The organism is Stenotrophomonas sp. LMG 10879 (genome assembly GCF_002750935.1).
Lineage (GTDB): Bacteria > Pseudomonadota > Gammaproteobacteria > Xanthomonadales > Xanthomonadaceae > Stenotrophomonas > Stenotrophomonas lactitubi_B.
The window spans coordinates 237,299-260,323 of sequence record NZ_PEJT01000003.1; the positions used below are offsets into that span (position 1 = coordinate 237,299).

Consider the following 23,025-nt stretch of genomic DNA (forward strand, 5'->3'; position numbering starts at 1 on the left):
CGCCCATGCCAGTAACGCCGACTTCCCTCGCCAATCACCTGCTCGTGGCGCTGCCGTCGCTGATCGACGCCACCTTCGCCCGCACCGTTGCGCTGATCTGCCAGCACGATGAGAACGGAGCAATGGGGGTGCTGGTCAACCAGCCGTCCGAGTACACCCTGGGCGAAGTGCTGGCGCAGATGGACATCGCCACCGTCGATGGTGGTCTGCAGGCGCGTCCGGTGCTCAATGGCGGGCCGGTGCATCCCGAACGTGGTTTCGTCATCCATGACGATGCGCGCGCGTGGGATTCCAGCCTGGTCGTCGGTGACGGCCTGTACCTGACCACCTCGCGTGACATCCTCGAGGCGATGGCGCGCGGCGAAGGCCCGGCCAACGCCGTGGTCACCCTGGGCTGCGCGGGCTGGAGTGCCGGCCAGCTGGAAAGCGAACTGTCCGAAAACAGCTGGCTGACCGTGCCGGCCGACGCCGAGCTGGTGTTCCAGCTGCCGCTGGAACAGCGCTGGCAGGGTGCCGCCTCGCGCATTGGCGTCGATCTGTTCCGGCTGACCGATTACAGCGGCCATGTCTGAGCCGGCCCTCATCCGCCGCGATGGCACCGTGCTCGGCTTCGATGTCGGCTCGCGCCGGATCGGTGTGGCGATCGGCAGTGCGTTCGCCGCGCATGCGCGCGCGGTGGCCGTGGTCGATGTGCACGGCAATGGTCCCGACTGGGCGGCGATCGAACGCCTGCTCAAGGAATGGAAGCCCGATGGCCTGGTGGTTGGCGATCCGCTGACCCTGGACGGCCAGGACCAGCCCAACCGCAAGCGCGCGCAGGGCTTTGCCCGCCAGCTGCGGGAACGTTTCAAACTGCCGGTGGTGATGATCGACGAGCGTTCCAGCTCGGTCGAGGCCGCCCGCCGCTTCGCCGTCGAGCGCGCCGAAGGGCGCAAGCGCCGCCGCGATGCGGCCGCCCTCGATGCCGTGGCTGCGGCGGTGATCATCGACCGCTGGTTGTCGTCGCCGGACGACGCCATTCCCATTTCCTGACGATACGAACCCCGCCATGACCGCCCAGCAACTCGATGACTCCGGCCGCCTGCGCCACCTGTTGACGCTTGAAGGTCTTCCCCGCGACACCCTGGTGCAGCTGCTCGACCGCGCCGGCCAGATCCGCGATGCCGCGGTCGGCCGTGTCGGCAACAAGCGCCACGTGCTGGGCGGATCGGCGGTGTGCACCTTGTTCTTCGAACCCTCCACCCGTACCCGCAGTTCGTTCCATCTGGCGGCGCAGCGGCTGGGGGCGGACGTGCTGAACTTCGACGCCTCCACTTCGTCCACGCGCAAGGGCGAAACCGCCTGCGACACGCTGAAGAACCTGGAAGCGATGGGCGTGCGTGGTTTCGTCGTACGCCACCCGGATGACGGCGCCGTGGCCGCGCTGGCCGCCGTGGCGGGCGAGGGCACCGCGCTGATCAATGCCGGCGACGGCCGCAGCTCGCACCCGACCCAGGGCCTGCTGGATATGCTGACCCTGCGCCAGGCCAAGGGCCCGGACTTCTCGAAGATGAAGGTGGTGATCGTCGGTGACGTCAAGCACTCGCGCGTGGCCCGCACCGACCTGCATGCGCTGCGCACGCTGGGCGTCGGCGAGATCCGCGTGTGCGGCCCGCAGTCGCTGCTGCCGGACGACGACACCCTGAAGGGCTGTGTGGTGGGTGATGATTTCGACGCGATGCTGGAAGGCGTCGACGCGCTGATGATGCTGCGCCTGCAGCGCGAGCGCATGGAAGAAGGGCTGGTGCCGTCGCTGGAGCAGTACCACGCACAGTACGGGCTGAACACCGAACGCCTGGCCCGCGCCGGCAAGGACGCAGCCGTGCTGCACCCGGGCCCGATCAACCGCGGTGTGGAAGTGACCGACGACGTGGCCGACGGCCCGCAGTCGTGGGTGCTGCGCCAGGTCGCCAACGGCGTTGCCGTACGCATGGCCGTGCTGGAAACCCTGCTGGGTTGAGACCCCGCGTCCCGATTGGGTGGGTGCCGACCGTTGGTCGGCACAGAGGAGGATTCACCTTGAACTGCCTCGGTGGGTGCCGACCGTTGGTCGGCACAGTGCAGTCAGTCCCGTGGTGCTGGACGCAACCATTGATTGGCTACAGCCCTACCTGCATCGGAGGGGTTGCCCGATAGAAGGGGACTGCCGGTAGGCACACGCTTGGGCCCATGAACCGTGCACGCCTATGCCTTGGCCGCCATTCCCGGATCGGGCAATCCTACATCCTGACCACCGTCACTCAAGGGCGTCGACGCTACTTCGACGATGCCACTGCGGCGCAGGTGGTGATGGACGTGGTCCGCCGCATTGATGCTGAAGGTCTGACGCACTCACTTGCCTATGTGGTCATGCCGGACCACATCCATTGGCTTGTGGAGCTCCGCGCGTTCTCGCTGGACTACATCATGCAACGCTTCAAATCGAGCAGTGCATTGCGGATCAACCGCATGTCCGGCCGGTCAGGACGATTCTGGCAATCGAGCTATCACGATCACGCGATCCGCTCCGATGAATCTCTGTTCCGTCATGCAATGTACGTGTTGGGAAATCCGATCAGGGCAGGGCTGACCGCGCAGCTTGGTGAATATCCCCATGCGTGGTGTCGATGGGAAGTTGAAGGGAGGTTCCAGTCAATTGAACATATGGGTTCGGAGAGATAGTGCCGACCAACGGTCGGCACCCACCGCGGAGGTTTTCCAGCAGGAGCTGTAGTTCAGCGCTTCTGCTGGAACAACCACGCCCACATCGCCGCGTCGGCGTAGGTGGCATCCCAGGCGTTGTGGTTGCCGTCCGGGTACTCGGTATAGCGCACATCACGCGCGCCTGCGGTCTGGAAGGCGGCATGCAGCCGGCGATCATCCTCCGGCGGCACCACATCATCCAGCGCGCCGTGGAAGATCCAGATCGGGGTGGGCTGCAGGCGCTGGGCGATCACCGTGTAGGGATCGGTCTCACGCGCCACCTGTTCGACGAACAGGGTGGGGCGGACCGCGCGCGGCGCCAGCACCGCGCCGCAGACCGGCACGATCGCGGCAAAGCGCTGCGGATCGTCCAGGGCGATGTTCCAGCTGCCGTAGCCGCCCATCGACATCCCGGTCAGGTACTGCCGTGCCGGATCGGCGCCGAATTCTGTAATCGTGGCGTCCAGTGCCGCGATCGCCACACGGTTGTTGCGGCCGCTCCATTCTTCTCGGCCGGGTGCCTGCGGAAACACCGCCAGCGCGGGGAAATCGGCGGCGTGCCGACGCAGGTACGGGCCCAGGCCTGCGTGGGTCTGCTTCACGCCATCGCCGCCGCGCTCGCCGGAGCCGTGCAGGAACAGCACCACCGGCAGCGGCCCTGCCGCGCGCGCGGCAGCGGCTGGAATGAACACCTGGTAGTAGGCCGTCTCGCCGTCCACCTTCACCGCGCGTGCCTCGAAGTGGCCGCGCGCACCGGGCGGCGTACTGGCGCACCCGGTCATGATCAGCAGGGCCAGCAGTGGCAGCCAGCGCGAGAACGATCGAAGCATGGCGATTCCCATGAGGGCGAGGTCGCTTCGATGGTAGTGCGCTGCGGCCGGCCCGGCATCGTGCGCCGCATCACTGCGGGCGCGGGAAGCTGGCGATGATCTGCAGCTGCTCCTGTGCCTCGGCATTGCCGCCTGAGGCTGCGGCCTGCACCTGCGCCATGTCCGGATGCAGCACCACCAGCAGCGGGTTCTCGCACACCGGGCACACGTACTCGGTGGCGTCCTCGTCCAGCTCCATCACCATTGCCCGCGAACTGCCTTTCCATTCGCAGGCCGCACAGGTGTGCAGCTGGTCGCGCCAACCCGGCGCAAAATAGTTTTCGATTGTCGTTGCCATGGCAGTTCCAGTCAGTGCAGCAGGACCATGGTGGCCAGGCCGAGGAAGGTGAAGAAGCCCATCGAATCGGTCACCGCGGTCAGGAAGATGCCGCTGGCCAAAGCCGGATCGAAGCCGAAGCGCTTCAGGCCCAGGGGCACCAGCACGCCGGCCAGTGCCGCGAACAACAGGTTGCAGGTCAGCGCGATGGCGATCACCGCCGAGAGTCCGGGCGAGTGGAACCAGGCGAGCACGATCAGGCCCAGTACCGAGCCGAGCACCACGCCATTGAGCAGGGCGACCCGCACTTCCTTCCACAGCAGCGTGCGTGCGTTGGAACTGCCGACCTGGCCCAGCGCCAGGCCGCGCACCATCAGCGCCAGCACCTGGGTGCCGGCATTGCCGCCGAGCCCGGCGACGATCGGCATCAGCACGGCCAGCGCGACCAGCTTGTCGATGGTGCCTTCAAAGTGGCCGACCACGCTGGAGGCCAGGAACGCGGTGCATAGGTTCACCGACAGCCACATCAGGCGGCGCCGCATCGCGCGCCAGACCGGGCTGAACAGATCCTCGTCCTCGTCCAGGCCGGCGGCGCCCAGCGCCTGGTGCTCGGCCTGGCCACGGATGATGTCGACCACGTCATCGATGGTGATACGGCCGATCAGGATGTTGTTGTCATCCACCACCGGCGCGGAGATCCAGTCATGGTCGGAGAACTGCCGCGCCACTTCCTGGTCGCTTTCGCCGACATCGATGGCAGGCTGCTCATCGTCGATCAGGCGGTTGATCGGCGTGGTGTCTTCGTGGGTCACCAGCGAGGCCAGCGACACGCGGCCCAGGTACTGATGGCGGCGGCTGACCACGAACAGGTGATCGGTATGGTCGGGCAGTTCGCCGCGCAGGCGCAGGTAGCGCAGCACCACGTCCACATTGACGTCGGCGCGCACCGTCACCACGTCCGGGTTCATCAGGCGGCCGGCGCTGTCCTCGGGGTAGGACAGCACCTGTTCCAGGCGCTCGCGGTTCTCGCGGTCCATCGACTTGAGGACTTCGTCGATGACCGTGTCCGGCAGGTCTTCGACCAGGTCGGCCAGATCGTCGATGTCGAGGTCTTCGACCGCGGCGATGATCTCGTCCGGGTCCATGTCCGCGAGCAGGCTCTCGCGCACGTCGTCGCCGACGTGGACCAGCACCTCGCCGTCGTCTTCCGGATCGACCAGGCCCCAGACGATCTCGCGTTTGCCCGGTGGCAGCGATTCGAGCAGGTTGCCGATCTCGGCCGGCGCCAGGGTATTGACCAGACGGCGTACCGGGCCCAGCCGACCGCTGTCCAGTGCATCGGACAGCATCCGCAACTGGCGCGCAGTCTTGTCGTGGCGTACAGCCTCAGCCATCGCAGCTCCCGCGGGGATAAGAAAAGCCGCGATCCTGGCAAGGATGCGGCAACAGGGGTGTTCAGCGCGTCATTATCGCAAGGGGATGTTTCAGCGCATACCCCGCTGGCCTGCGGCCAGCGGGGTCCACACATTCCGCCGGGCATGGCCCGGCGCTACCAAGGGTGGCACGCGGCGGTAGCGCCGGGCCATGCCCGGCGAGCGCGTAGCGCGGGAATCAGGACGCGTCCGCCACCAACGCCAGCCAACGCTCGATGCCGCGGCGGTCACGCATGCCCAGCAGCTTCGGTGCGCGGGCGCGCAGGGCACCGAGGTCGGCATCACGGACAGCCCGGCGTACTTCCAGCAAGGTGCCCGGGTGCAGGCTGAATTCGGTCAGGCCGAGCGCCAGCAGCAGCGGGGTCATCCGTGCGTCGCCGGCGATCTCGCCGCAGACCGCCACCGGAATGCGATGGCGCGCGCCGGTCTCGATCACCATCTGCAGCAGCCGCAGCACGGCCGGGTGCAGCGGCGAATACAGTTCGCCCAGTGCTTCGTTGTTGCGGTCGGCGGCCAGCAGGTACTGCACCAGATCGTTGGTGCCGATCGACAGGAAGTCGACCAGGTCGATGAAACTCTCCAGTGCCAGCGCGGCGGCGGGCACTTCGATCATCGCGCCCAGTGGCACGTGCTCGGCCACCATGTGGCCCTCGGCGCGCAGCTGCTCGCCGAGTTTCTGCATGCGCCGGCGTACCGCCAGCAGTTCATCGCGGGTGCTGACCATGGGCACCAGCACGCGCAGCTTGCCGTAGGCCGAGGCACGCAGGATCGCGCGCATCTGGGTGTCGGCCACCTTGGGCCGGGCCAGTGACAGTCGCACGCCACGCAGGCCCAGCGCCGGGTTTTCCTCGTTGCTCAGGGTCAGGCCGGTGCGGTCGGCCTTGTCTGCACCCAGATCCAAGGTGCGGATGGTCACCGGGCGGCCACTCATGCCCAATGCCGCATCGCGGTAGGTCTGGAACTGTTCTTCTTCGTCCGGCAGTTCGTTGCGCTGCAGGAACAGGAATTCGGTGCGGTACAGGCCCAGGCCGTGGGCGCCCAGCGCATGCGCCTGGGTCACATCCTCCAGCGATTCGGCATTGGCCAGCAGGGCGATGTCGACCTGGTCGCGGGTACGGCTGGGCTTGCTGCGCAGGCGGCCGAGCTCGCGCTGCTCGCGCGCGTGCTCCTTCAGGCGTGCGCGGTAGTCACGCAGGTTGTCGGCCTGCGGGTTGACGGTGATGCTGCCGTCGGCGCCATCGATGATCAACACGTCGCCGTCGATCACCTTGCTCAGCAGCTGCGGCACGCTGACGATCAACGGCAGGTGCAGGCTGCGGGCGAGGATCGCACTGTGCGAAAGCGCGCTGCCCGCGCTGGTGACGATGCCGACGACACCGTGCGACTGCAGCTGGGCCAGCTCGGAAGGGGCGATGTTGTCGCAGACCAGGATTTCACCGGCCAGGCCTTTCACCGCTGCGGGCCGCTCGGGCTGCAGGAAGGCATGGATGCGCCCGATCACATGGTCGAGGTCGTCCATGCGGCTCTTCAGGTAGGCATCGTCCATGCCATCGAAGACTTTGGCCAGGCGGTCGCGCTGCAGGCGCAATGCGTAGCCGGCGCTGTAGGGGCCACTGCGGATCAGTTCGTCCAGGCCGAACAGCAGTTCGGGATCGTCCAGCAGCAGTGCATGCAGGTCGAGGAATTCACCCACTTCCTGGTTCAGCGCACCATGCAGGCGCTGGCGCAGCTCGTGCATTTCCGTGCGTGCCGCGTCGACGGCGCGGTGCAGGCGCGCCAGCTCCGCTTCAACTTGGGAAGGGGTGACGCGTTGTTCGGCTACTTCCAGTGCATGCGGCAGGCGCACGCGGGCGCGGCCCATCGCCGTACCTCGGGCGGCGCCGTGTCCGGCCAGCAGCTGTACCGGCCGTTGGCCGGTGGGGGCTTGGCCGGCGCGCGCGCGCGGCACGCTCAGTTGTCCTCGTCGAAGCGACGCTCGAACAGGTCGACCACCGCGTCCATCGCGGCCACTTCGTCTTCGCCGTTGATGCGGATGGTGACCGGCGTGCCTTGCCCAGCCGCCAGCAGCATCACGCCCATGATGCTCTTGGCGTTGATCTCACGGCCTTTGGCGGCCATGGTCACGTTGCAGCGGAACGGCGCCAGGGTCTGCACCAGCTTGGCGGTGGCCCGGGCATGCAGGCCCAGGCGGTTGCTCACAGTGAGTTCTCGTTCAAGCATCGTCGACTATCGCTCCATTACGGGTGCCCGCCGCCGCAGTGGCAGGCAGTTGATCCAGTCCCTGTTCCGGATAATTCATCACCCGCAGCAACATCGGCAGGCTCAGCGCCGACACCCGGCGAACCGGGGTCCCCAACCGGGCCAGCTGCCCGGCAAGGTTGGCGGGGCTGGCGCCGTACAGGTCGGTCAGGATCAGCACGCCCTCACCCCCATCGACCCGCCGCAGAGCGGCCGAGGCGAGCGGGAGCAGAGCATCCAGGTCTGCGTCGAACGGTACTTCGAAAGCTTCGGTTTTCAACGGCAACTGCCGCAGAAGCCGGGTCGCCACCTCAAGCAGGGCGATCCCGACCCCAGGATGTGTTACGAGGAGAATGCCACAGGTCATTACTGCACGTTAACAGGTCAAGGTGAATTGGCGATAGCAGCAGGAGAGGGGCACTGTGTCCCGTATTCAGTGTTGCTCGGGTCGGAGCCCTTTTTCGTTGAAAAAGGATCCGACCGCATCCGTTTTTCGATGCCTGACAGGGATGCATCCACGCATGGCGTGGAGCTACCGTGTCGACCAAGGTCGACACCTACCAACAGCAGCAAAAATCCGTCGGAGGTGGGGTGGTATGGGGCTGCAGGACCGTTGGCGCCATGGATGGCGCCATCGAGCCCCCAAGGAAGGGTTTACGGTGTGTCCTGCAGGCCCACACCGCCCCGCATCCCACGAAATGCAGGCGCTTGCCGTTGACGTTGCCGTGGTTTCTGCGGGTGCCGGGCGCAGCCCGGCCGACCACCCCTCAATCCTGTTCGCGGTGATAGGTCGCCACGTCTTCCCAGCCCTTCTCACGTGCATGGCGCGCCAGGCGTTCGGCCAGGAATACCGAGCGGTGCTTGCCACCCGTACAACCGAAGGCCACCGTCACATAGCTGCGGGTGCCATCCCCCAGCTTCGGCAGCCACGTATCCAGGAAATCCATCAGCTGCGCCAGGTAGCGCTGCACATCCGGCTGCGCTTCCAGGTAATCGCGCACGCCCGGTTCGCGACCGCTCAGCGCCCGCAGTTCCGGATCCCAGTGCGGGTTGGGCAGCACGCGCGCGTCGAACACGAAGTCGGCCTCGGCCGGCACGCCACGCTTGTAGGCAAACGATTCGAACAGCAGCGACAGGCGGGTGGCATGGCCCATCGCGAATTCGGTGATGATCCGGCGGCGCAGCTGATGCACGTTCAACGCGCTGGTATCGATCACCGCATCGGCTTCGCGGCGCAGCGGTGCGATCAGTTCGCGCTCGCGGGCGATCGCTTCCGGCAGCGACAGACCGAGCTGGCTCAGCGGGTGCCGGCGACGGGTGTCGGCATAGCGCTTGAGCACCGTTTCATCGCTGGCCTCGAAAAACAGCACCTTGGCGTCCACCCCGGCATCGGTGGCCAGCTGCCGCCAGTTGGACAGCTGGGTCAGGTCGCTCTGCCCGCGCACATCGATGCCCACCGCCAGCCGGCGTACTGCCGCACCGTCGTGATGGCTCAGGACATTGCGCACGAAATCCGGCAGCAGCTGGATCGGCAGGTTGTCCGAGCAGTAATAGTCCTGGTCCTCGAAGGTCTTCAGGGCGACGGATTTACCCGAGCCGGACAGGCCACTGACGATGATCAGGGTCGGGGCGGTGGGAATGACGGTGCTCATGGACGGGCTCTTCGAAGGACAGGGGGGTCAGGGCGTTCGCCGTTCCAGCAGGTTGCTGTGGCGGGCGATGAACATCGCCGCCGGGTCGATACCCTTGGTACGCAGAATGTGCAGGCGGGTGGCCGCCTCGGTCAGAACGGCCAGGTTGCGGCCGGGCATCACCGGCAGGGTGATCAGCGGCACGTCCAGGTCCAGCACGTGGCGCGTACCCGAGTCGCCGGTCAGGCGCTCGTAACCATGGGGGGTGGGCTCGGTCATCGGCTTGGTCAGGTGGACGATCAGCCGAAGGTACTTGTTCTTCTTTACAGCGGTGTCGCCGAACATCTCGCGCACGTTGAGCACACCCAGGCCGCGCACTTCCAGCAGGTCCTGCAGAAGCTCCGGGCAGGTGCCATCGAGCACGTCCGGGGCGATCTGGGTGAACTCGGGGGCGTCGTCGGCCACCAGGCGGTGACCGCGGCTGAGCAGCTCCAGGGCCAGTTCGCTCTTGCCGGATCCGGCTTCACCGGTGATCAGCACGCCGATGGAGTAGATCTCCATGAACACGCCGTGCAGGATCACCCGCGGCGCCAGCGTACGCGCCAGGTGGTAGGACAGGTGGTTGAGCAGCTCGTGGCCGCGCTTGGGCGAGAGCCACAGCGGCGTGCCGGATTCATCGGCGGCCGCGCGCAGGTCTTCCGGGCAGGGCTGGTTGCGGGTCAGCACCAGCGCCAGCGGATGCGACTGCATGATTTTTTCGATGGTCTCCCAGCGCTGGCGTGGTTCCAGCGCGTCCAGCCAGGACAGTTCCTCGGTACCGAGGATCTGCACCTTGTTGGGATAGATCGCATTGAGATAGCCGGCCAGCGAAGGGCGCCGCGAGACCGTGTTGCCGGCCTCCAGCTCGCGCTTCTCGCCGGATTTGCCCGCTGCCCAACGCAGGCCAAGCCGCTCACGCTGCTGTTCGAACAGTTCGCGGGCAGTGATGCTGGTATTCATGCGGCGCTCGCTGGTGGGGTCAGGTCCAGGGCCTGGCGCAGCTCCCGTGCATCACCGGCCTCGCGCAGCGCCTGGCGGATGCAGGGCGCGGAAAACAGCTCGGCCAGCTCGGACAGCAGCATCAGGTGTTGATGGGTGTAGTGGGCGGGAACGGCCATGGCGAACACCAGGTCCACCGGCTCGTCGCCACCGAAATCGACCGGAGTCTGCAGGCGCAGCAGCGCGCCACGGGGTCGATCCAGGGTCGGCGCACGACCATGCGGGATGGCGATGCCGTAGCCGATCGCGGTACTGCCCAACGCTTCGCGCTGGCACAGGTTGAGATAGATCTGTTCGGCATTGGCCTGGCGGCAGGCCAGCAATCCGGCCGCGGCCTGCAGGACGCTGTCGCGGTCGGTGGCCGTGCAGAGCTGGGTCTGCACGGCCGCCAGGAGGTCAGTCAGGGGCATGTCTGCGGGGAGCGGTGGCGATCAGCCACCATTGTCGCCCACCGGCAGCGGTGCGTGCTGCTGTTTTTTCTCCTTGTGCTTGATCACCAGGCGGTCAAGCTTGTCCGCCAGCAGGTCGATCGCGGCATACATGGTCTGCGCATTGGCTTCAGCGTGCAGGGTCTGACCCGGAATATTGAGGCTGGCATCGACGTGGTGCTCGGTCTTCTGCAGCTTGAGGGTCACCCGCGCTTCGCAGTGCTGGTCGAAGTGTTTGCCGATCCGGGCCAGCTTCTCCTCCACATAGGACTGCAGGGCCGGGGTGACTTCGACATCTTTGCCAAACGTTTCGATGCGCATCGGGTTTCTCCTTTGATCGGATGTGCCAATGAACCTCTCCGCCGGGCGCGGCGGCGCGTCAAACGATTCTGACTCTTTCGTGCGAGGCGGAGATGTTCATGGCCTCACGATACTTCGCCACGGTGCGCCGCGCTACTGGGATTCCCGATGTTTTGAGCAGGTCAGCCAGCTTGGCGTCAGAAAGCGGCTTGCGTGGGTTCTCGTCATCGATCAGGCGCCGGATCATGGCCTGGATGGCGGTGCTGGACGCTTCGCCACCGCCGTCGGTGTCGATGCCCGAGGCGAAGAAGGCACGCAGCGGCAGGGTGCCGCGTGGCGTACGCACATGCTTGCGGGCGATCGCGCGCGACACGGTGGATTCGTGCAGGCCCAGTTCGCCGGCGATCTCGCGCAGGGTCAGCGGGCGCAGAGCCTGTTCGCCGAATTCAAGGAAGCCCGCCTGCTGCTGGATCAGGCTGCGCACCACCCGCAGCAGCGTCTCGCCACGCGCCTGCAGGCCCTTCAGCAGCCAGCGCGCTTCCTGCAATTGGCCGCGCAGATAACCGGCATCGGCGTCACCGCAGCGACGGATCATCTGCTCGTACCCGCGGTGGATCACCAGCCTGGGGCCGGCATGGGCGGCCAGCGCGGCGCGCCAGATGCCGTTCTGCCGCCACACGACCACGTCCGGCACCACGTAGGTGTCCTGGGCGAGCGGAGCGATCTGCGTGCCGGGGCGAGGGTCCAGCGAGCGCAGCAGGGCCACGGCGGTCTCGACCTCGGCCAACGGCTGCTTCAGCTGCTGGGCCAGGCCGGTCACGCCGCTGCGCGGCAGCTGTTCCAGTGGGCCTGCGGCGACCTGCCGGGCCAGGGCCAGGCACGGGGTGTCGGCAGGCAGCACGTCCAGCTGCAGCTGCAGGCATTCGCCGAGGCTGCGTGCAGCCACGCCAACGGGGTCGAAGCGCTGGATCTGGTGCAGCACGGTCAGGATTTCGTCTTCACCGGCATGGATCGCCGGCAGCAGCGCTTCGGCGATGGCCGAGAGCGGCTCGCGCAGATAGCCATCGTCTTCCAGCGAATCGATCAGCGCGGCGCCGATGCTGCGGTCGCGGTTGGACAGGTGGGTCAGGTGCAGCTGCCACAGCAGGTGGTCGGCCAGGGTTTCGGTTTCGGCGACGCGTTCGGCAGCACTGCCGTTGTCGTCGTCATCATCGAAACTTCCGCCGCTGCCGCCACTGCTCCAGTCCAGCTCGGCGGGCGCCCAGTCGTCGCCACTGCTTTCAGCATTGTCGGGCGGGGCGTCATTGTCTGCGCCCGCGTCGTCGCTGCTGGCCTCCTTGTCGACACCGGCGCCTTCGTCGTTGCTGTCGGACCAGTCCAGCAGCGGATTGCTCTCCACTGCCTGGGCGATTTCCAGCTCCAGCTCGGTCGTGGACATCTGCAGCAGCTTGATCGCCTGCTGCAGCTGGGGCGTAAGCACCAGCTGCTGTCCCAACGATGTCTGCAGCCGAGTCTTCATGCCTGTGCCGAACGGAAGGGAGAGGGCCCGGCGGCCGCGGTTACAGCTTGAAGGAATCCCCAAGGTAGACGCGGCGCACGTCGGCGTTGTCCAGGATCGCCTCGGGCGAGCCCTGGGCCAGTACGGTGCCCTCTGCGAGGATATACGCGCGGTCGCAGATTCCCAAGGTCTCGCGCACGTTGTGGTCGGTGATCAGCACACCGATGCCGCGCTGCTTGAGATGGGTGACGATGCGCTGGATTTCGCCGACCGAGATCGGGTCCACACCGGCGAAGGGTTCGTCGAGCAGGATCAGCCGCGGCTTCGCCGCCAGCGCACGCGCGATCTCGCAACGACGGCGCTCACCACCGGACAGGCTGGCGCCCAGCTGTTCGGACACGTGCCCCAGCTGCAGTTCGTCGAGCAGGCTGTTCAGTTCGCGCTCGCGGCCAGCCGAATCCAGGTCCTCGCGCAGTTCCAGCACCAGGCGCAGGTTGTCTGCCACGGTCAGCTTGCGGAACACCGACGGTTCCTGCGGCAGGTAACCCACACCCTGCTTGGCGCGGGTATACATCGGGTCGCCGGTGATGTCCTTGCCGTCCAGCACGATGCTGCCGGCATCGGCACCGACCAGGCCGACGATCATGTAGAAGCAGGTGGTCTTGCCGGCACCGTTGGGACCCAGCAGGCCAACCACTTCGCCGGCGTCCAGGGTCAGCCCGAAGTCCTTGACGACTTCGCGCTGCTTGTAGCGTTTGCGCAGGCCAGTTGCGACGAGCATTACTTCTTGCCTCCCGCCGGCGCCGCAGCCGGGGCGGCCGCAGGCGTCTTGTTCTTCGGCGGAATCACGGTGCGCACGCGGCTGCCGTCGCCGCCGGAGTTCATCTCACCGCTGCGGGTGTTGTAGACCATGCGCTGGCCGGCATTGGTGCCGCGCGCGCTGGTGACCTTGTAGTTGCCGGTCAGGGTGATGATCTCGGTGGTGATGTCGTAGTCGATCCGGTCGGCCACCGCATCCATCCAGCTGCCATCGTCGAGCTGCTGCTTCATCTTGGCCTGCTTGCCGGTGAACACCGCACGCACGGCTTCGCCGCCCTTGAGGTAGATCTCGGCCTCGGACGAACGCAGGTCCAGCGTGCCCTGGGTGATGATCACGCCGCCCGACAGCACGGTCTTGCCGTCACCGGTGAGGGTGCCGGACTGCGCGCCGGAATCAATGTTCATCGCTTCATTGCGGTCGGTCGACTTGGCAAAGGCGACAGCGGGGACAAGAAGACTGAGTGCGAGCACGGCTGCAAAGGGAATCTTCATCGGGGTCCGTTCTACCGGTGGTGGCCCTCCGGCGGGACCGGGGGCTGCGGGTGGGGGCTGCCTGCTTCGCGCCTGTCGGGAAGACGTCGCGGGCGGGCGGCGGAATCAGCGCTTGGGCGTGTAACGGCCCTTGGACTGGCTGAGGAAATGATACGTGTTGTTCTTCGAATCCACCTCGAACCCGACGCCGGACTGCTCCATGCCCGGCCGGGTCATGGTCACCAGGGCATCGGTGCGGGCGCGGTTGTCCTTCGGGAACACGTCCAGGTGGTCGGTGCGGAAGGTGGTCGGGACCACGCCGGGATCGGCCGGGCTGTCGCCGGCGACGTTGCCGCGCAGCTTCATCTCGTCACCCTTGGCACTGAGCCAGCCGGTCTCGGCGCGCAGCGTCCAGTGCTTGCCGTCCTTGTCGGGCATTTCGAACAGCGGGGTGGTGATGTTGAGCGTCTGGTCGCCACGCTGGCGTTCCAGCAGGGGCGCGCGCAGGGTGGTCGATTCCTTGCCGTGTTCGTCCAGGGCGACGATCTGGAAGTCGTGCAGGATGTAGTCCACACCGGCGTCCTGGCCTTCAACGACAGGTGCCTTTTCACGGTTGCGCAGTGCGGCCCAGCTGCTCAGCAGGGCCGCCAGCAGCAGGCCCACGCCGAGGATCATCCGCCAGTTCAAGGTGGGGGCATTCATGCGCCGAACCTCGCCAGCACGGCATCCAGGCGGCCCTGCGCGGCCAGCAGCACATCGCACAGCTCGCGCGCGGCACCACGGCCGCCGTCGGCGCGGGTGATCCAGTGCACGCGCTCGGCGATCCACGGATGCGCATTGGCCGGGGCAACGGCCAGGCCGACCGCGCCCAGCGGCGCCAGGTCCGGCAGGTCGTCACCCATGAAGGCCACCTGCTCCAGGCCGATGCCGTGCTGCGCGCACAGCGCCTGCACGCTGGCCAGCTTGTCGCCGACGGCGATCTGGGTGTCGATGCCCAGGTCGGCGCCGCGCTTGAGCGCGGACTGGCTGTTGCGCGCGGTGATCAGCACGGGGTGGATACCGTGCTGCTGCAGCAGTTTCAGGCCCAGGCCATCCTGCACGAAGTACGCCTTGCTCTCGTTGCCATCCTTGTCGTAGTACAGCCGACCGTCGGTGAGGGTGCCGTCCACGTCGAAACAGGCCAGGCGGATACCGGCCGCAGTGGCATGCAGGTGGGCGGGGAAGGCGGGCAGGGGGGACCAGGGCATCAGGGCATCGGACTCGGTGGTTGCGGGCTCGTTGGTACAGACTGAATGGGGTCTACGGACTGTCGGTTAAACCACCCGGGCCCGCAACAGGTCATGAATGTTCAGGGCGCCGACCGCGCGACCCTGGCTGTCGACCACGATCAGACCGGTGATCTTGTGGGTTTCCATCAGCCGCGCAGCCTCCACCGCCAGCTTGTCGGCGCTGATGGTGCGCGGTTGCCGGGTCATCACATCGGCAATCTTCGCGGTGCGCACGTCCAGGTCGGTATCCAGCGCGCGGCGCAGGTCGCCGTCGGTGAACAGGCCGATCAGCACGCCCTGGTCGTCGACCACGGCGGTCATGCCCAGGCGCTTGCGGCTCATCTCCATCAGCGCCTCGCTGAGGCTGGCGCCGACATCGACCTTGGGCAGGTCCTCGCCGGTGTGCATGACGTCGGTGATGTGCAGCAGCAATCGGCGGCCGAGGCTGCCGGCCGGGTGCGAGCGGGCGAAATCGTCGGCGGTGAAGCCGCGCGCGTCCAGCAGGGCCACTGCCAGGGCGTCGCCCATCGCCAGCGAGGCGGTGGTGCTGGAGGTGGGCGCCAGCGCCAGCGGGCAGGCTTCGGCCGGCACGCTCACATCCAGGTGGAAATCGGCGGCGCTGGCCAGGCTCGACTGCGGCCGGCCGGTCATGGCGATCAGCACATTGCCCTGGCGCTTGAGCACCGGCAGCAGCATCAGCAGCTCATCCGATTCACCCGAATAGGACAGGGCCAGCACCACGTCGTCCTCGGTGATCATACCCAGGTCGCCGTGGCCGGCCTCGCCCGGGTGCACGTAGAACGCCGGGGTGCCGGTGGAGGCCAGGGTGGCGGCGATCTTGCGCGCGACATGGCCGGACTTGCCCATGCCGGTGGCGACCACCCGGCCGCGGCTGCCCAGGATCGCCCGGCAGGCCTGCTGGAAGGCGTCGCCGAGGCGGTCGGCCACGGCGTCCAGCGCCTGCCGTTCGATCTCGAACACGCGCCGGCCACTGGCGACCAGGGCAGCAGGGTCGGCGGAACGGGGGGGCAACAGGGATTCGGCCATGCGGACGCCACGCAGCGGAAGTAGAATGGACGCACATTTTATTAGGAAAGCCCGTTGGACGCCGACACCATCCGCAATCTGATCGAAACCGGCCTGCCCGGCGCCCGCGCCGACGTGCAGGGTGACGATGGCGTGCATTTCGAAGCGACCGTGGTCAGCGAGGCCTTTGCCGGCAAGATGCCGCTGGCCCGCCACCGGATGGTGTATGCCACTCTGGGCGACCTGATGGGCGGCGCGATCCACGCGCTCGCATTGAAAACCGTGACCCCGGCCGAAGCCGGCTGAACCGCAGAAGATCCCCAATACATGGCCAAGATCGTTGTGACCGGCGGCGCTGCGCTGCACGGTGAAGTAAGCATCTCCGGCGCCAAGAACGCCGTCCTCCCCATCCTGTGTGCGACCCTGCTGGCCGACGCGCCGGTGGAGATCACCAACGTGCCGCATCTGCATGACGTGGTGACCACGGTGAAGCTGCTGGGCGAACTGGGCGCGAAAGTGACCATCGACCAGGGCACGCTGTCGCGCGGCAGCGCGATCGTGGTCGACCCGCGTCCGGTCAACCAGCATGTGGCGCCGTATGAGCTGGTCAGGACCATGCGCGCCTCGATCCTGGTGCTGGGCCCGCTGCTGGCCCGCTTCGGCGCGGCCGAAGTGTCGCTGCCCGGCGGCTGCGCGATCGGCTCGCGCCCGGTCGACCAGCACATCAAGGGCCTGCAGGCACTGGGTGCCGAGATCGTGGTCGAGAACGGCTTCATCAAGGCCACCGCCAAGCGCCTGAAGGGGGGTCACTTCACCTTCGACATGGTCAGCGTGACCGGTACCGAGAACGTGCTGATGGCTGCCGTACTGGCCGAAGGCACCACCATCCTCGACAACGCGGCGATGGAACCGGAAGTCACCGATCTGGCGCACTGCCTGATCGCACTCGGCGCGAAGATCGAAGGCCTGGGCACCGCCCGCCTGGTCATCGAAGGTGTCGAGCGCCTGTCCGGTGGCCGCCATGAAGTGCTGCCCGACCGCATTGAAACCGGCACCTTCCTGGTGGCCGCCGCGATGACCGGTGGCAAGGTCACCGTCAACCGCGCCCGCCCGAACACCATGGACGCGGTGCTGGCCAAGCTGGTGGAAGCCGGCGCGACCATCGAGACCAGCGAAGACAGCATCACCCTGGACATGCACGGCAAGCGGCCGAAGGCGGTCAACCTGACCACCGCGCCGTACCCGGCGTTCCCGACCGACATGCAGGCGCAGTTCATGGCGCTCAACTGCGTGGCCGATGGCGTGGGCGTGATCAACGAAACGATCTTCGAGAACCGTTTCATGCACGTCAACGAACTGCTGCGCCTCGGCGCGGACGTGCAGGTGGAAGGCCACACCGCGATCGTGCGCGGTCACGAACGCCTGAGCGGTGCGCCGGTGATGGCGACCGACCTGCGCGCATCGGCATCGCTGATCCTGGCCGGCCTGATGGCCGATGGCGATACCACCATCGATCGCATCTACCACCTTGATCGCGGCTACGAGAACATCGAAGAGAAGCTGTCTTCGCTCGGCGCCACCATCCGGCGCGTGGCCGCATGATCCTGCGCGGCAAGTTCAGCCGTCGCCGCAAGGCGCTCCTGGTGCTGGTGCTGATCGTGCTGGCGTGGCTGGGCTACGCCTGGTACGCCAACATCGCCATCACCAAGGGCATCGAGCAGAAGGACATGGACTGGAATGGCGACGGCACGGTGACCCGTGACGAGATCATCCAGTCGTTCTATGCGGTGGCGGTGAACGACAGCCAGGACGGCAACCGCCATTGCCGCACCTTCGTGCGCCGATCGACGGGCGAGCAGATCCGGGTGGACTGCCGCACCGAGTTCGCGCCGGCGGAAACGCCGAAGAAATAAAAAAACGCCCGCGGAAGCGGGCGTTTTTTTGGGACATTCATCCACGCATGGCGTGGATCTACTGGGACGTGAAGTAGATCCACGCCATGCGTGGATGACGCGGATCGCCGGTCAGTTCATCGCCTTGATGGTCAGGTCCAGCGCGTCACGACCGCTTTCACGCTGCAGCATGCGCGCCGGCACCGGGAACTCCGGCACGATCCAGGCGATCAGCTCCTTGTTGCCGTCGGTGCGCGAGACCTTGGTGGCCTCGTAGCTCTTGCCGCCCACGGTCACCGATTCCTTGCCCACCACGCGGTAGGTCATGTTCTTGACCCGGCCTTCGTCGACCATGCGATAGGTCAGCGGCTTGCCGGCAGCCAGGTCGCGGGCAATGGCCAGGTTGATCAGCAGGGCGTCCATATCGCCGGCCTTCAGGGCGATCGGTCCGGCGCGGTCCGGCTTGATGTCGCCGGTCCAGGTGGCCTGGTTGCTGGTCCAGTTGTAGTTGGCCTGCACATTGCGCTTCTTCACCAGCAACGCCGAGCGGTCCTGGCTGCTGAGCGGGCGCAGCTGCCCGCGCACCTCCTCGAACACGGTGGTCTGGCTCAGGTCGGCCAGCTGGTTCTTGACCTGCAGGCTGTAGCGCCACTTGTTGCTGCCTTCGCTGGTCAGGGTCATGCTGCCGTTGGCCTGCATGCCCATGTAGCTGGCCAGGTAGTCGGCCTTGAACGGCTGCAGGGCCATGGCCGGCAGGCTGGCCACCGAAAATGCGGCAGCAGCGATCCAGGTCAGGGGGCGGGTCAGGGTGTTCATGCTCAGACTCCTTGGTATTCGATCAGGCGCAGATCGACGCGATCTTCGCCGTCTTCGCGTTGCAGGATGCGCACCGGGGTGGGGACACCGTTGGCGATCCAGAGAATGGTTTCGTTGTTGCCGCCGTTGGTCCGATAGACCCGCAGCGCGTTGTAGGACAGGTCGCCGACCTCGACGTTCTCGGTCTGTGGCGCGGCCTGGTAATCGTGCTGGCGCACCTTGCCCATGTCGACGTAGCGATAGTGCATGGCCGCGCCAGGGCGGGCATCGCGCATGATCGCCAGGTTCATCAGCAGGGCGCTCTGATCGCCGGCCTGCAGCGGAATCGGCTGTGCGCGCTTCTTTTCCACGTCGCCACTCCACTGCGCGGTGCCGGCCTGCCAGTTGTAGGTGCCGACGGCCTTCTTGCCGAGGAACAGGCCCTTGCGCACCGTGCTCTGGCTGAGCGGCGCGTACACGCCATTGCGCTCCTCGAACACGGTGCTCTGCTCGATGTTCAGGCCGAGCACGCTGGCAAAGCCGCGGCGGCCGACCACCTGCATGTCCACCCGCCACTGGCTGCCGCCGGTGTGGGTGACCTGCATGGTCGCGTCGCCCGCTTCCTTGCTCTTGTAGAAGGCCTGGTAGGTCGCGCTGAACGGCTGCAGCGGCGGCGGCTCCCAGGCCAGCGCCGGCAGCACCGGCGGCGCCACCTCGGCAGGTGCCGGCGCAGCAGGCGCTGTTGCCTGGCCCCAGCCCGCACAGGCGAGGACGGCAAGCGGCAGCAGCAGGGTTGTACGCAGCAGGGTCGTGGTCTTCATGGCCGACAGGAACCGCAGGAGGGGAGCAGGATGCCAGCCCCGCAGTCAGCGGGGCGTGTGCACGGGCGTTACCGGTTCAGGTTCCCGGCGGAATCTAGAGCCAAGGGGCTAAACAGGGGGTGACCGTCGAATGTCGGCTGGCCTTCCCGTTCAGCCAGGCGGCCTGCACACAGCAGTTCCAGGGTGGCGATCAGCAGCGGATGCTCCACCGCGAGCACGCGTTCGGCCAGGGTCTGCGCGTCATCGCCGGCAAGCACCGGAACCCGGGCCTGCGCCAGCACCGCGCCGGCATCCAGTTCCGGCACCACCAGGTGCACGCTGGCGCCGTGCTCGCTATCGCCGGCCTCAAGCGCCCGTGCATGGGTGTGCAGGCCCTTGTGCAGCGGCAGCAGCGAGGGATGGATATTGACCAGGCGGCCATTGAACCGCTGTACGAAATCGGCACCGAGGATGCGCATGTAGCCGGCACAGACGATCCAGTCCGGGGCGGATGCAGCCAGCGCATCACCCAGCGCCTGCTCGTAGGCGGCGCGATCGCTGAACTCCTTCGGCGCATGCGCCCAGCGTCGATCCGCTGCCACCCGCTCCAGTGCGGTCGCATCGGGACGGTCGGAGAACACGCCGACAACCTCGGCCTGCAGCCGCCCCGCAGCGATGGCATCAACAATGGCCTGCAGGTTGCTGCCGCGTCCGGAGGCCAGCACGGCGATTCGGCAGATGCTCATCGTCCCGCGCTCCGGCGCACCAACGGCCACAGCAGCAGGCTGCCCACAGTCGCCAGCAGCATGTCCGCGTGCGCGTCCCACATGTCGCCCTGCTGGCCGTTGTAGGCCTCGGCCGCTTCCGGCGACAGGGCAAGGGCGATGCCCCATTCCAGCCACTCATACACCAGGCTGGAACACATCACCGCCATCACCGCCAGGGTAAAGTCCTGGCCGATCCGCAGTGCAGGCCAGGACTGTCGCGCCAACTGCAGCAACGCCGGGGTGAAGCAGACGCCATAGAGAAAGTGGATCAGGCGATCAAAGTGGTTGCGCTGCCAGCCAAAGGCGGCATCCGGCGACCATCCCAGCAGCGACTGCAGCCAAGCGTCATAGGGCACGTTGGAATACAGCCAGCGCGCGGCCACGCAGTGGATGGCGATGAAGCCGCAGATCGCGATGAAGGCACCGTTGCCCAGCTGCCAGCGCCGGTCCACCCACCACAGGGCGAGCAGGCCGATCACGGTCAGCGAGCTGTGCAGGGTCTGCTCGAGCGGCCACAGCGGATGGATCCAGGTTGCTGCGAATATGCCCAGCACCGCGGCCAACGCGACCTTTTTCGGTCCTGACAGGGAGTGGGTGGCGCGGTTGCTGGCGAGCGAGGGGACAGCGGGCGTGGACATGTCGGAGCAATCAGCAGAAGGGACGGAACATGCGCCTGCCAGCTCAGACGCTGACGTGGTCGCCGCGGTCGAACAGTGCGGCGATCTCCGGCTTGCGCAGGAAATACACCGCGTAGGCGGTCAGCGCCATGCCCAGCGGGCCGGCCATCACCGCGGCCCAGGCCGCGCCGCGACACCAGGCCAGATTGCTGCGCTGGCCAAGCAGCCGCGCGGTGCGCAGCTGCAGGACGCCCAGCCCGATGGCCAGCAGCGACACCGCGCCGTACACCGTCGCCAGCACCGCACCGTCATCCATGCCGCGTTCGAAGGCGACGATGCCGACAAAACCGAGGAACACCAGCGCAGCCAGCCAATGGAAGCCTGCCAGTGCATAGAACAGGATCTTCAGGTTGTGCAGGTGGCTGGCGGTCTGCAGGTCCGCCAGGGTCTGCCGTGGCAGCGGCGGTGGGTTCAGTCCATCGTTCATGCCATACCCGCCTGGCCAGCGAAGGCGGCCTTCACCTGCGGGCGCAGCAGCACGACCAGGGTGAACACGCCGAGGATGGTGCCGATGGGGGTGAACAGGCACGACAGCCCGGCCACGATCATGCACAACAGGTAGCGGCGCTGCTGCGACAGGCAGCGGCCGGCATAGGCGACAAAGCCTGCGAGGGTCAGCCCGCCGAGCACGATGCAGACGCCCATCACGGTGAACAGCCAGCCGACGAACTGCTGTTCTTCCGGCGAAGACGGTTCACCGCCGGACTTCATCGGCAGCGAGCCGGACAGCATGGCGATGCCCAGCACGATGTGCAGGATGAAGATCAGCGAGAACACCGCCATCAGGCCGGCGACCACGTAGTGGCCGATCGCCAGCTGGCGCAGCTGGGTGGCGTCCTGCGGGCCGAACACCGGCACGGCCGGGTTCGGCGGCAGCACCGGCGGGGCCGGCGGCGTCGACAAGGGAGGAGGTGCGTCCATGCGGGTTCCTTTGTCCGGTGGATCAGGCGATGTGGACGCGTTCGCCGCCCTGGGCGCTGACCACCTGGCCGATCGTCCAGTGCTCCAGGCCCTGCGCCTTGACCGCAGCGGACACGGCCTCCAGCTGGTCCGGGACGACGATCAGCACGAAGCCGATGCCGCAGTTGAAGGTCCGCCACATTTCACTGTCGGCCACCGCGCCTTCCTTCTGCAGCCACTGGAACACCGGCGGCAGGGTCCACGACGAGGCCTGGATGTCCAGGCCGAGGCCCTCGGGCACCACGCGGATGATGTTCTCGGTCAGGCCGCCGCCGGTGATGTGGGCCATGCCATGGATGGCATCGCCGTGCGACTTCAGCAGCGACAGGATCGGCTTGACGTACAGGCGGGTGGGGGCCATCAGCGCATCGACCAGCTTGACCCCGCCTTCCAGCTCCAGCTCGGCCGGGCGGCCGGCGCGGTCGTAGATGCGACGGACCAGCGAGTAACCGTTGGAGTGCGGGCCGGACGAGGCGATGCCGATCAGCACGTCGCCTTCGGCGACATGGGCGCCGTCCTTCAGCTCGCTCTTTTCGACGGCAGCAACGGTGAAGCCGGCCAGGTCGTACTCACCCGGCGCGTACATGTCGGGCATTTCAGCGGTTTCGCCGCCGATCAGCGCGCAGCCGGCCTCGGTGCAGCCATTGGCGATGCCGCCCACCACCGCGGCGGCGGTATCGATGTCCAGCTTGCCGGTGGCGAAGTAGTCCAGGAAGAACAGCGGCTCGGCGCCCTGTACCAGCACGTCGTTCACGCACATGGCGACCAGGTCGATGCCGATCGTATCGTGGCGGTTCAGCTGGTGGGCCAGCTTAAGCTTGGTGCCCACGCCGTCGGTGCCCGACACCAGCACCGGCTCGCGGTACTTGTTGGACAGGTCGAACAGGGCGCCGAAGCCACCCAGGCCGCCCATCACCTCCGGACGGAAGCTGCGCTTGACCAGGGGCTTGATCCGCTCGACCAGCTCGTTGCCGGCGTCGATGTCGACACCCGCGTCACGGTAGGTGAGGGGAGAAGGGGCGGAAGACGGGCTGTTGGTCACGGGCGTCGGCGCTGGCAGGGGTTGAATCGCCGATTTTAACAGGCCGCATTGGCGCAAAGGCCGTATTCGGGCAAC

The 23,025-nt window shown here is 67.0% G+C and carries 30 protein-coding genes; 7 read left to right on the forward strand and 23 right to left on the reverse strand.

Annotation, left to right across the window (positions count from 1 at the left end; translation table 11 throughout):
- Positions 1-5 precede the first annotated feature (5 nt).
- From CR919_RS06135 to CR919_RS06150, 4 genes are all read left to right on the forward strand, one after another.
- Entirely contained in the window at positions 6-572 is a 567-nt protein-coding gene (locus CR919_RS06135) for a YqgE/AlgH family protein (RefSeq protein WP_099819255.1), read from the forward strand.
- Complete coding sequence (ruvX, locus tag CR919_RS06140) at positions 565-1,032, forward strand: Holliday junction resolvase RuvX (protein WP_099819256.1); 468 nt, start codon at positions 565-567, stop codon at positions 1,030-1,032. Before CR919_RS06135 ends, ruvX begins: the two co-directional genes overlap by 8 nt.
- Positions 1,033-1,048: 16 nt before the next feature.
- Complete coding sequence (locus CR919_RS06145; RefSeq protein WP_099819257.1) at positions 1,049-1,999, forward strand: aspartate carbamoyltransferase catalytic subunit; 951 nt, start codon at positions 1,049-1,051, stop codon at positions 1,997-1,999.
- 209 nt (positions 2,000-2,208) lie between these two features.
- Positions 2,209-2,700: a transposase gene (locus CR919_RS06150; protein WP_099819258.1), complete on the forward strand. Its 492-nt coding sequence runs from the start codon at positions 2,209-2,211 to the stop codon at positions 2,698-2,700.
- A gap of 53 nt (positions 2,701-2,753) precedes the next feature.
- Here the strand turns inward: CR919_RS06150 and CR919_RS06155 are convergent, their stop codons facing one another.
- From CR919_RS06155 to CR919_RS06230, 16 genes are all read right to left on the reverse strand, one after another.
- On the reverse strand, positions 2,754-3,551 hold the full coding sequence (locus CR919_RS06155) for a prolyl oligopeptidase family serine peptidase (protein ID WP_099819390.1): 798 nt from the start codon (positions 3,549-3,551) through the stop codon (positions 2,754-2,756).
- 70 nt (positions 3,552-3,621) lie between these two features.
- A complete protein-coding gene (locus CR919_RS06160; RefSeq protein WP_099819259.1) occupies positions 3,622-3,888 on the reverse strand; it encodes a hypothetical protein in 267 nt (88 codons plus the stop codon).
- Positions 3,889-3,899: 11 nt separating this feature from the next.
- On the reverse strand, positions 3,900-5,261 hold the full coding sequence (mgtE, locus tag CR919_RS06165; protein ID WP_025874026.1) for a magnesium transporter: 1,362 nt from the start codon (positions 5,259-5,261) through the stop codon (positions 3,900-3,902).
- A 217-nt stretch (positions 5,262-5,478) separates the two neighbouring features.
- The gene (gene ptsP, locus CR919_RS06170) at positions 5,479-7,248 is read right to left on the reverse strand and encodes a phosphoenolpyruvate--protein phosphotransferase (RefSeq protein WP_099819260.1); all 1,770 of its coding nucleotides are present in this window, start codon (positions 7,246-7,248) and stop codon (positions 5,479-5,481) included.
- A gap of 2 nt (positions 7,249-7,250) precedes the next feature.
- Complete coding sequence (locus CR919_RS06175; protein WP_025874024.1) at positions 7,251-7,520, reverse strand: HPr family phosphocarrier protein; 270 nt, start codon at positions 7,518-7,520, stop codon at positions 7,251-7,253.
- Positions 7,513-7,905: a PTS fructose IIA subunit family protein gene (locus CR919_RS06180; RefSeq protein WP_099819261.1), complete on the reverse strand. Its 393-nt coding sequence runs from the start codon at positions 7,903-7,905 to the stop codon at positions 7,513-7,515. Before CR919_RS06180 ends, CR919_RS06175 begins: the two co-directional genes overlap by 8 nt.
- A 400-nt stretch (positions 7,906-8,305) precedes the next feature.
- Positions 8,306-9,190 carry an RNase adapter RapZ gene (gene rapZ / locus CR919_RS06185; RefSeq protein ID WP_165787244.1) on the reverse strand — a complete coding sequence of 295 codons (885 nt, stop codon included), beginning with the start codon at positions 9,188-9,190 and terminating at the stop codon, positions 8,306-8,308.
- Between the two features lie 27 nt (positions 9,191-9,217).
- Positions 9,218-10,168 carry an HPr(Ser) kinase/phosphatase gene (hprK, locus tag CR919_RS06190; protein ID WP_004147299.1) on the reverse strand — a complete coding sequence of 317 codons (951 nt, stop codon included), beginning with the start codon at positions 10,166-10,168 and terminating at the stop codon, positions 9,218-9,220.
- A complete protein-coding gene (locus CR919_RS06195) occupies positions 10,165-10,617 on the reverse strand; it encodes a PTS sugar transporter subunit IIA (RefSeq protein WP_032977285.1) in 453 nt (150 codons plus the stop codon). Before CR919_RS06195 ends, hprK begins: the two co-directional genes overlap by 4 nt.
- Before the next feature lie 21 nt (positions 10,618-10,638).
- Positions 10,639-10,956: a ribosome-associated translation inhibitor RaiA gene (raiA, locus tag CR919_RS06200; RefSeq protein WP_004147311.1), complete on the reverse strand. Its 318-nt coding sequence runs from the start codon at positions 10,954-10,956 to the stop codon at positions 10,639-10,641.
- 58 nt (positions 10,957-11,014) lie between these two features.
- Complete coding sequence (locus CR919_RS06205; protein ID WP_099819262.1) at positions 11,015-12,454, reverse strand: RNA polymerase factor sigma-54; 1,440 nt, start codon at positions 12,452-12,454, stop codon at positions 11,015-11,017.
- A gap of 40 nt (positions 12,455-12,494) precedes the next feature.
- Positions 12,495-13,214, reverse strand: a complete 720-nt coding sequence (gene lptB, locus CR919_RS06210) for an LPS export ABC transporter ATP-binding protein (RefSeq protein ID WP_025874019.1) — start codon at positions 13,212-13,214, stop codon at positions 12,495-12,497.
- A complete protein-coding gene (lptA, locus tag CR919_RS06215; protein ID WP_099819263.1) occupies positions 13,214-13,744 on the reverse strand; it encodes a lipopolysaccharide transport periplasmic protein LptA in 531 nt (176 codons plus the stop codon). The genes lptB and lptA overlap by 1 nt, the downstream gene beginning before the upstream one ends.
- 105 nt (positions 13,745-13,849) lie before the next feature.
- Positions 13,850-14,425, reverse strand: coding sequence for an LPS export ABC transporter periplasmic protein LptC (gene lptC / locus CR919_RS06220; RefSeq protein WP_089239303.1), 576 nt, complete (start codon positions 14,423-14,425; stop codon positions 13,850-13,852).
- Complete coding sequence (locus CR919_RS06225) at positions 14,422-14,970, reverse strand: HAD hydrolase family protein (RefSeq protein ID WP_099819264.1); 549 nt, start codon at positions 14,968-14,970, stop codon at positions 14,422-14,424. Before CR919_RS06225 ends, lptC begins: the two co-directional genes overlap by 4 nt.
- Positions 14,971-15,036: 66 nt before the next feature.
- A complete protein-coding gene (locus CR919_RS06230) occupies positions 15,037-16,038 on the reverse strand; it encodes a KpsF/GutQ family sugar-phosphate isomerase (protein ID WP_093817547.1) in 1,002 nt (333 codons plus the stop codon).
- A 54-nt stretch (positions 16,039-16,092) separates the two neighbouring features.
- On the opposite strand from CR919_RS06230, the gene CR919_RS06235 reads away from it, so the two are divergent.
- Genes CR919_RS06235 through CR919_RS06245 form a run of 3 tightly spaced genes read left to right on the forward strand, consistent with a single transcriptional unit; the run spans position 16,093 to position 17,930 of the window.
- Positions 16,093-16,323: a BolA family protein gene (locus CR919_RS06235; RefSeq protein WP_089239309.1), complete on the forward strand. Its 231-nt coding sequence runs from the start codon at positions 16,093-16,095 to the stop codon at positions 16,321-16,323.
- A gap of 21 nt (positions 16,324-16,344) precedes the next feature.
- Entirely contained in the window at positions 16,345-17,619 is a 1,275-nt protein-coding gene (murA, locus tag CR919_RS06240; RefSeq protein WP_099819265.1) for a UDP-N-acetylglucosamine 1-carboxyvinyltransferase, read from the forward strand.
- Entirely contained in the window at positions 17,616-17,930 is a 315-nt protein-coding gene (locus CR919_RS06245; RefSeq protein ID WP_099819266.1) for a hypothetical protein, read from the forward strand. The genes murA and CR919_RS06245 overlap by 4 nt, the downstream gene beginning before the upstream one ends.
- A gap of 111 nt (positions 17,931-18,041) precedes the next feature.
- Here CR919_RS06245 and CR919_RS06250 read toward each other — a convergent pair whose 3' ends face one another.
- The 7 genes from CR919_RS06250 to purM all read right to left on the reverse strand — a co-directional run bounded on the left by CR919_RS06250 (position 18,042) and on the right by purM (position 22,950).
- The gene (locus CR919_RS06250) at positions 18,042-18,725 is read right to left on the reverse strand and encodes a DUF3108 domain-containing protein (RefSeq protein ID WP_099819267.1); all 684 of its coding nucleotides are present in this window, start codon (positions 18,723-18,725) and stop codon (positions 18,042-18,044) included.
- 2 nt (positions 18,726-18,727) lie between these two features.
- Positions 18,728-19,525 (reverse strand): DUF3108 domain-containing protein, encoded by a 798-nt coding sequence (locus CR919_RS06255; RefSeq protein ID WP_099819268.1) that lies wholly within the window; start codon positions 19,523-19,525, stop codon positions 18,728-18,730.
- A gap of 68 nt (positions 19,526-19,593) precedes the next feature.
- Positions 19,594-20,250 (reverse strand): phosphoribosylglycinamide formyltransferase, encoded by a 657-nt coding sequence (purN, locus tag CR919_RS06260; protein ID WP_099819269.1) that lies wholly within the window; start codon positions 20,248-20,250, stop codon positions 19,594-19,596.
- A complete protein-coding gene (locus CR919_RS06265) occupies positions 20,247-20,909 on the reverse strand; it encodes a DUF2238 domain-containing protein (protein ID WP_099819270.1) in 663 nt (220 codons plus the stop codon). The genes purN and CR919_RS06265 overlap by 4 nt, the downstream gene beginning before the upstream one ends.
- Positions 20,910-20,952: 43 nt before the next feature.
- Entirely contained in the window at positions 20,953-21,375 is a 423-nt protein-coding gene (locus CR919_RS06270; protein WP_099819271.1) for a hypothetical protein, read from the reverse strand.
- A complete protein-coding gene (locus CR919_RS06275) occupies positions 21,372-21,869 on the reverse strand; it encodes a hypothetical protein (RefSeq protein ID WP_099819272.1) in 498 nt (165 codons plus the stop codon). The genes CR919_RS06270 and CR919_RS06275 overlap by 4 nt, the downstream gene beginning before the upstream one ends.
- Before the next feature lie 22 nt (positions 21,870-21,891).
- On the reverse strand, positions 21,892-22,950 hold the full coding sequence (gene purM, locus CR919_RS06280; RefSeq protein WP_099819273.1) for a phosphoribosylformylglycinamidine cyclo-ligase: 1,059 nt from the start codon (positions 22,948-22,950) through the stop codon (positions 21,892-21,894).
- Positions 22,951-23,025: the final 75 nt, after the last annotated feature.

Excerpts from the sequence above, each read along its gene's own strand:
- CR919_RS06135 (WP_099819255.1), top strand. The coding sequence starts at position 6 with ATGCCAGTAACGCCGACTTCCCTCGCCAATCACCTGCTCGTGGCGCTG.
- ruvX (WP_099819256.1), top strand. The coding sequence starts at position 565 with ATGTCTGAGCCGGCCCTCATCCGCCGCGATGGCACCGTGCTCGGCTTC.
- CR919_RS06145 (WP_099819257.1), top strand. The coding sequence starts at position 1,049 with ATGACCGCCCAGCAACTCGATGACTCCGGCCGCCTGCGCCACCTGTTG.
- CR919_RS06150 (WP_099819258.1), top strand. The coding sequence starts at position 2,209 with ATGAACCGTGCACGCCTATGCCTTGGCCGCCATTCCCGGATCGGGCAA.
- CR919_RS06155 (WP_099819390.1), bottom strand. The coding sequence starts at position 3,551 with ATGCTTCGATCGTTCTCGCGCTGGCTGCCACTGCTGGCCCTGCTGATC.
- CR919_RS06160 (WP_099819259.1), bottom strand. The coding sequence starts at position 3,888 with ATGGCAACGACAATCGAAAACTATTTTGCGCCGGGTTGGCGCGACCAG.
- mgtE (WP_025874026.1), bottom strand. The coding sequence starts at position 5,261 with ATGGCTGAGGCTGTACGCCACGACAAGACTGCGCGCCAGTTGCGGATG.
- CR919_RS06175 (WP_025874024.1), bottom strand. The coding sequence starts at position 7,520 with ATGCTTGAACGAGAACTCACTGTGAGCAACCGCCTGGGCCTGCATGCC.
- CR919_RS06180 (WP_099819261.1), bottom strand. The coding sequence starts at position 7,905 with ATGACCTGTGGCATTCTCCTCGTAACACATCCTGGGGTCGGGATCGCC.
- rapZ (WP_165787244.1), bottom strand. The coding sequence starts at position 9,190 with ATGAGCACCGTCATTCCCACCGCCCCGACCCTGATCATCGTCAGTGGC.
- hprK (WP_004147299.1), bottom strand. The coding sequence starts at position 10,168 with ATGAATACCAGCATCACTGCCCGCGAACTGTTCGAACAGCAGCGTGAG.
- CR919_RS06195 (WP_032977285.1), bottom strand. The coding sequence starts at position 10,617 with ATGCCCCTGACTGACCTCCTGGCGGCCGTGCAGACCCAGCTCTGCACG.
- raiA (WP_004147311.1), bottom strand. The coding sequence starts at position 10,956 with ATGCGCATCGAAACGTTTGGCAAAGATGTCGAAGTCACCCCGGCCCTG.
- CR919_RS06205 (WP_099819262.1), bottom strand. The coding sequence starts at position 12,454 with ATGAAGACTCGGCTGCAGACATCGTTGGGACAGCAGCTGGTGCTTACG.
- lptB (WP_025874019.1), bottom strand. The coding sequence starts at position 13,214 with ATGCTCGTCGCAACTGGCCTGCGCAAACGCTACAAGCAGCGCGAAGTC.
- lptA (WP_099819263.1), bottom strand. The coding sequence starts at position 13,744 with ATGAAGATTCCCTTTGCAGCCGTGCTCGCACTCAGTCTTCTTGTCCCC.
- lptC (WP_089239303.1), bottom strand. The coding sequence starts at position 14,425 with ATGAATGCCCCCACCTTGAACTGGCGGATGATCCTCGGCGTGGGCCTG.
- CR919_RS06225 (WP_099819264.1), bottom strand. The coding sequence starts at position 14,970 with ATGCCCTGGTCCCCCCTGCCCGCCTTCCCCGCCCACCTGCATGCCACT.
- CR919_RS06230 (WP_093817547.1), bottom strand. The coding sequence starts at position 16,038 with ATGGCCGAATCCCTGTTGCCCCCCCGTTCCGCCGACCCTGCTGCCCTG.
- murA (WP_099819265.1), top strand. The coding sequence starts at position 16,345 with ATGGCCAAGATCGTTGTGACCGGCGGCGCTGCGCTGCACGGTGAAGTA.
- CR919_RS06245 (WP_099819266.1), top strand. The coding sequence starts at position 17,616 with ATGATCCTGCGCGGCAAGTTCAGCCGTCGCCGCAAGGCGCTCCTGGTG.
- CR919_RS06250 (WP_099819267.1), bottom strand. The coding sequence starts at position 18,725 with ATGAACACCCTGACCCGCCCCCTGACCTGGATCGCTGCTGCCGCATTT.
- CR919_RS06255 (WP_099819268.1), bottom strand. The coding sequence starts at position 19,525 with ATGAAGACCACGACCCTGCTGCGTACAACCCTGCTGCTGCCGCTTGCC.
- purN (WP_099819269.1), bottom strand. The coding sequence starts at position 20,250 with ATGAGCATCTGCCGAATCGCCGTGCTGGCCTCCGGACGCGGCAGCAAC.
- CR919_RS06265 (WP_099819270.1), bottom strand. The coding sequence starts at position 20,909 with ATGTCCACGCCCGCTGTCCCCTCGCTCGCCAGCAACCGCGCCACCCAC.
- CR919_RS06270 (WP_099819271.1), bottom strand. The coding sequence starts at position 21,375 with ATGAACGATGGACTGAACCCACCGCCGCTGCCACGGCAGACCCTGGCG.
- CR919_RS06275 (WP_099819272.1), bottom strand. The coding sequence starts at position 21,869 with ATGGACGCACCTCCTCCCTTGTCGACGCCGCCGGCCCCGCCGGTGCTG.